Annotated in this window: 4 protein-coding genes; all 4 read left to right on the top strand. The window is 37.2% G+C overall.

What is annotated here, in order from left to right; genetic code table 11:
- A partial coding sequence (locus tag ACLR96_RS02920) for a class I SAM-dependent DNA methyltransferase (protein WP_412265117.1) occupies positions 1–1,104 on the top strand: 1,104 nt, incomplete at its 5' end.
- Between the two features lies 1 nt (position 1,105).
- The gene (locus ACLR96_RS02915) at positions 1,106–2,311 is read left to right on the top strand and encodes a restriction endonuclease subunit S (RefSeq protein ID WP_412265116.1); all 1,206 of its coding nucleotides are present in this window, start codon (positions 1,106–1,108) and stop codon (positions 2,309–2,311) included.
- A 12-nt stretch (positions 2,312–2,323) separates the two neighbouring features.
- Positions 2,324–5,560 (top strand): type I restriction endonuclease subunit R, encoded by a 3,237-nt coding sequence (locus tag ACLR96_RS02910; RefSeq protein ID WP_412265115.1) that lies wholly within the window; start codon positions 2,324–2,326, stop codon positions 5,558–5,560.
- 13 nt (positions 5,561–5,573) lie between these two features.
- The gene (locus tag ACLR96_RS02905; RefSeq protein ID WP_412265114.1) at positions 5,574–6,599 is read left to right on the top strand and encodes a hypothetical protein; all 1,026 of its coding nucleotides are present in this window, start codon (positions 5,574–5,576) and stop codon (positions 6,597–6,599) included.
- The last annotated feature ends 46 nt before the right edge of the window (positions 6,600–6,645 follow it).

Here is a 6,645-nt window from a genome sequence, read left to right as displayed (position 1 = left end):
GGTATGTTCGTTCAGGCTGCAAGATATATGCACAACCACAATGCCAGCGAAAGCGAACAGATGAAGTTTCGTTGCTATGGTGTTGAAAAAGAACCTGATACAGTAAAACTTGCAAAGATGAATCTTCTTCTTAACAATGTTCGAGGTGACATTACTGAGGCAAACTCGTTTTATTCTGATCCATATAATGCAGTTGGACAGTTTGATTATGTAATGGCAAATCCACCTTTCAATGTTGATGAGGTTGTTGTTGAGAAGGTTTCTGATGATGCACGTTTCGATACATATGGTGTGCCAAGAAACAAGAGTAAATCAACGAAGAAAAAATCTGACAAAAAAGAAACTGTACCTAACGCAAACTATTTGTGGATTGGCTACTTTGCTACTGCATTAAATGAGAATGGTAAGGCGGCTCTTGTTATGGCTAATTCTGCATCTGATGCATCAGGTTCAGAATATGATATTAGAAAGAAAATGATTGAAGAAGGTATCATCTCACAGATGGTGACCCTTCCTTCTAATATGTTCTCATCAGTTACTCTTCCTGCAACCCTTTGGTTCTTTGATAAGCAGAAACCGAACACTGAGAAGAAAAATGAAATCTTATTTATCGATGCAAGAAATGTATTTACACAGATTGACCGTGCCCACAGAAAATTCTCTGATGAACAGATTAAGAACCTTGGTGTTATCACAAAGCTTTATCATGGCGATACACAGGCACTTGTAGATTTGATTGATGAGTACAAAGTAGAGCTTGCCAATGCACCGGAGTCTTCTGATGACAAAGAAATTCTTACAAAATCATATTGGCAGTCACAGATTGACTGGTTAACAGAAAGATTCCCGGATGGTGTATACGCTGATGTTATCGGTCTTTGCAAAGTCGCACATATGGATGGTGAAGACGGAATCATTGATCAAGATTACTCTCTTAATGCCGGACGATATGTCGGTGTGGTTATCGAGGATGATGGCTTAACACAGGAAGAATTCAAAGAAGAAATGTATTCCTTAAATGCTGAATTCACTGCCTTAAGTATTGAAGCGAAATCTTTAGAAGAACTTATCTCGAATAATCTGAAAGGATTGTTGGGTGAGTGATATGAATGAGTATAAAATAGTAAAAATAACAGATCTCGGTACTGTGAATCGTGGTAAATCAAAGCATAGACCAAGAAACGACTCCATATTATACGGTGGGGAATATCCCTTTATCCAAACAGGTGATGTAAAAAAGGCTAATCTACATTTGGTAGATTATACACAAACATATAATGACGTGGGGTTAAAACAAAGTAAACTTTGGAAAAAAGGAACATTATGTTTCACTATTGCAGCTAATATTGCGGACTCTGCCATACTTGGTATGGATGCATGTTTCCCAGATAGTATCGTTGGATTTTTGCCGTACGAGAATGTATCAGACACAACATACGTTAAGTATTTGTTCGATGAACTAAAATTATACTTTCAACAGATTTCTAAAGGCACAACCCAAGATAATTTGAGTTTGGATAAAATTTGTAGAGTAAAGCTTAGGGTGCCAGATTATGATACGCAAGTAAAAGTTGCATCTATTTTATCTACTTACGATACTGCTATTGAAAACAACAACAAGCGAATCAAACTCTTAGAGCAAATGGCTGAAAATCTCTACAAGGAATGGTTTGTAAGATTCCGTTTTCCGGGATATGAGGATGTGGAGTTTGAAGACGGAATGCCTAAAGGTTGGGTAAGAGAAAAAATAGGCCTTCATTACAATACATGCTCCGGTGGAACTCCAAGTAGAACGCATGAGGAGTATTACGCTGATGGCACTATTCCTTGGGTCAAGACTGGAGAAATTAAAGACAACATAATAATTCACACTGACGAATGTATAACGGAAGATGGAATAAAAGGATCGTCCGCAAAGCTATTACCACAAGGGGCTGTTGTTATGGCAATGTACGGAGTAAACATTGGTATGTTAGCATATTTGGATTCTGAAATGACTTGCAATCAGGCTTGTTGTGTTTTTAGCGATAAAAATGAAATTATCTCTAGACACTATTTGTTTCATTATCTTTATTCAATTCGTGATTATCTGTTACTCATTGGATTTGGTGCTGCACAACAGAATCTAAGTCAGGATTTAATAAAAAAAGTAAAGATAGTTATTCCGCCAACTGAGTTAATAAAAAAATTTGATGAGCAAAAAGAACCCTTATATCAAACAATCCGAGCATTGATGATGCAAAATGATAAACTCATCAAACAGAGAGACATGCTCTTACCACGCTTAATGAGTGGAAAACTTGAAGTTTAAGGAGGTGTTCATATGCGTAACTTCATATCAGAAGACGATATAGAACAGGCTATACTTTCAAAGTTAAAAGCTGAACCATTTGAATATGACGTCCTCATTTGTGATGCTGATCCAAGCAAGCGTGATGATTTAAATGATGGCACAGGAAGAAATTCTAAGAAAGAATGTATTCTTCCTGATGTAATGCTGTCTTCTCTAAAGCGTATCAATCCAACTATCGAAGAAGATAAAATCAAAGAGATTGTAAAGATGCTGAGACAGGATTATACAGGAACGGATATCGTAGATACCAACTACAAATTATACAGACAAATTCGTAATAATATAAAGATTACCGTTCGCAGAAACGGAAAAGAAAATTTCGATTTTGTTAAGCTGATAGACTTTGAGCATCCGAAGCATAACACTTTCACAGCGGTATCGCAGATGTGGATACAAGGAAAGGTCTATTATCGCAGACCGGATATCCTTATTTTTGTTAATGGCATGCCCCTTGTGTTTATTGAACTGAAAAATAGCATTGTTAAGGTCGAGGAAGCCTACAACAAGAATTTGAAAGATTATATGCGGGATATTCCGAATCTCTTTGCGTTCAATCAGATTTGTGTGCTTTCTAATGGACTGGAAACAAAGCTTGGTGCATTTAATGCAACCTACGACTATTTCTTTGAATGGCTCAAGGTTGACAGTGAAAAAGAAAAATTGGACAGAGAAGCAATTCTTGCAGCAGATAATGTCAAGGATAGCTCAGTCAGATATTTTGTTGATGGTCTTCTTAGCAAAGATAGACTCATTGATTATATAGAAAATTTCATTCTCTTTGAAAATCAGAGAATCAAAATTATCGCAAAGAACCACCAGTACTTAGGCGTAAATAACTTGATGGAATCTGTGAAAAACAGAAAAGAATTGAACGGAAAACTTGGTGTCTTCTGGCATACACAGGGCTCTGGTAAATCCTACTCTATGGTTATGTTTGCTCGTAAGGTGAAACGTAAAATTGCAGGTAACTTTTCATTCCTTGTTATTACTGACCGTGAAGACTTGGATACACAGATTCATAAGAATTTCGTACGTACAGAGGTTATCGGATCTAAAGAAGAATGCCAGCCTAAGGATAGCAAGCAGTTAAGAGATTTCCTAACTACTAATAAGGCATTTATCTTCACGCTCATCCATAAATTCAGATACGATAAGACAAAGAAATATCCGGTGCTTTCTACTCGTGACGATATTATCGTCCTTGTTGATGAAGCGCATAGAACGCAGTATAAGGATTTGGCAGAGAACATGAGAACTGCACTTCCGAATGCTAACTTTATCGCATTTACCGGAACACCACTACTTGGTACAAAACGTCTTACAAATCAATGGTTCGGTGATTATGTATCAGAGTATAACTTTGCGCAGTCTGTTGAAGATGGATCTACAGTGCCTTTATTCTATTCCAGACGAGTTCCGGAAGTTGGGCTTGAGAATGATTTCCTTGACGATGACGTTGTGGACATTATCGAAGAAGAAAATCTTAATGAAGATGAGACAAGACTATTAGAGAATGCATCTTCCCGTATCCTTGAAGTTATCAAGAGAGATGACCGCTTAGATAAAGTGGCACAGGATATTGCCTACCACTTTCCAAGACGAGGATTTCTTGGAAAAGGTATGGTTGTATCTGTCGATAAATATACTGCTGTCAAAATGTATGACAAGGTTCAGCATTACTGGGCTATAGAAAAGCAGAATATCATGAAGGAGCGCAATACTGCTTCTACCAAAGAAGAACGTGATCAGCTCACTCGTATTCTTGCTTACATGAATAAAGTTGAAATGGCTGTTATAATTTCTGAAGAAAACGATGAGAAAGCCAAGTTTGCGAAGCAAGGTCTAAAGATATCTGAACATCGTACAAAGATGAAAGAAATCACACCTGACGGTAGAGATATTGAGGATAGATTCAAAGATCCTGATGACTCACTGCAACTTGTGTTTGTTTGTGCAATGTGGCTAACAGGATTTGATGTAAAGAACTTATCTACACTTTATCTTGATAAGCCAATGAAAGGACACACGCTGATGCAAGCGATTGCTCGTGCCAATAGAGTGTATCCCGGAAAACCTGCCGGAATCATCGTGGATTATGTAAATGTATTCAAGTACATGAAAAAAGCATTGACTGAATATGCGACTGGAGATGATGGTACAGAGTTCCCGGCAAAGGATATTGACCAATTAATAAGCTATATCGATGGCACAATCGATGAAGCAGATTCTTTCTTGTTGTCTCTTGATATTGATTTGAAAAAGATGGTCGCTGATTCAAATACTCTCGATAAACTGGATGCATTAAGAAGTGCCTATGATACTATCGTTGCAAAAGATGGTGATAAAGAAAAATTCAAGGTTATCCTTAATACGTTGACAAATCTCTATGAAGCATCAAAGCCGGAAATTTTTGAGAAAAACTGGAGCAACGATAAGTTTGCACCGCTTGTGTATTTGCATGGCCTTTTCTACCATACTATCGATGATGAAAAAGTAGCTCGTGCCAGACAGAAAATGAATCAGATCCTTGATGGTAGTGTTACTGCAAGTCAAGATTTCGTTAATTATGTGCGCGAGGAACCTGCACAGTACATGATTAAAGGCACAAAGACAATTGACCTTTCTAAAGTTGATGTTGAACAATTGAGGAAAGAGATAAAGGTTGCTACGTATAAGGCGATTGAGATTAATGACTTGAAGGAATACATCGAGCAAGCTCTTGAGCAGATGCTTAACAGAAACTGTACCAGAACTAAATTTTCAGAGCGTTTCAAACGTATTATTGATTCCTATAATGCAGGTGGCACTGAAAATGAGGATTATTATGAGCAACTTGTTAAGCTCCTTGAAGAACTTCGTCAGGAAGACAATCGAGCCAATACCGAAGGTCTAACTGAAGAAGAACTGGAAATTTACGATTTGCTGATTGCCGGAAAAAAATTAACACAGGCTGAAGAGCAAAAAGTAAAACTCTCTGCAAAGAATCTTTATAAGAAATTAGTCGATAATCGTAGCAGTCTTCTTGTGGTGGATTGGTATAAAGATGAACAGCCACGTGCCAAGCTGAAATATGAGGTGGAATTATCATTGAATGATGATCTGCCTGAAAGTTATGATAAAGCTGCATTTGATTCCAAGGTATCTCTGCTCATGAACCACTTTGTGGACATGGCGGTTCAAGGTTATGGTTGGATTGGTGCTGCGTAAGGAGGTGTTATAGATGAGAATATACGTTCCGGATATGGAACTTGTAGGAACACTTAAATTTGCTCACGATATATACGAAAAAGTTCCAAATGATGAAGTTGTTTTCGATTTCTCTCAAATGCGTAATTTTGATCCTCTACCTATGTTGATTATGGGTGCTACAATGCGTAATTACAGAATGCAGTATCCAGAAATACCATTTAGGATTGATGGATGTGAAGGGAAAGGTTATGCAGGTACAATGGGCTTTTTTAAATATGTTTCTGATTCACTGGGGATAGGAAAAATGCCGGGTGAAGCAAATGGTAGTGCTAATTATATTCCCATAACTCCAATCAAAGTTGATGAATTACAGCAAGATGAAATCTCACAAGGAAATTACATGGTTGTTGGCGATTTGATAGAAAAAGAAGCTGGAAGATTAGCTCGCATTGTTGATAGAGGTAATAAAGAGTTACATAAACTTCTTACCTACTTAATCAGGGAGATACTTCGAAATACGCCAGAGCATGCCGGTACTAATACTATGTGGGTTTGCGGACAGTATTGGCCATCCTTTGAATTAGCAGAGATTGCAATAGCAGATGAAGGTATAGGCATTTACAATAGTATTACACGGAATCATGCTCACAAAGAGTATATTACTGATAATGAAAAAGCTCTTCAATGGGCATTAAAAGCTGGTATTTCAGAAGCATTCAGACCGTCAATGAAGCAAAAAAGTAGCGATGAATGGGCAAATTCAGGATTTGGCCTTTATATGGTAAATGAAATCTGTAAGCATCTAAATGGAAGCTTCTGTATTATTAGTTATGGAAATTATATGTTAATTGATAATCATGGAATAAAATACGGAGTGACCAACTTTAGAGGAACCGCAATCAGAATGCGAGTGCCATCTAAGAAGATATCAAATGCTCAGACAATTATTTCTCAAATTGCTACACAAGGCGAATTGGAAGCAAAAACAATTAGAAATGCTTTTAAAAACGCATCTATGCCATCTAAAGGACTTATGTCTGAATTAAATATCGAATAAAACTTGAATGTTAATTAATACGAAAATGACCACGCTGGAGTATATC

The organism is Lentihominibacter sp., from assembly GCF_046951855.1.
Lineage (GTDB): Bacteria > Bacillota > Clostridia > Peptostreptococcales > Anaerovoracaceae > Lentihominibacter > Lentihominibacter hominis.
The sequence above is the reverse complement of the archived record's forward strand: the minus strand, read 5'-3'. Positions and strand labels throughout refer to the sequence as shown.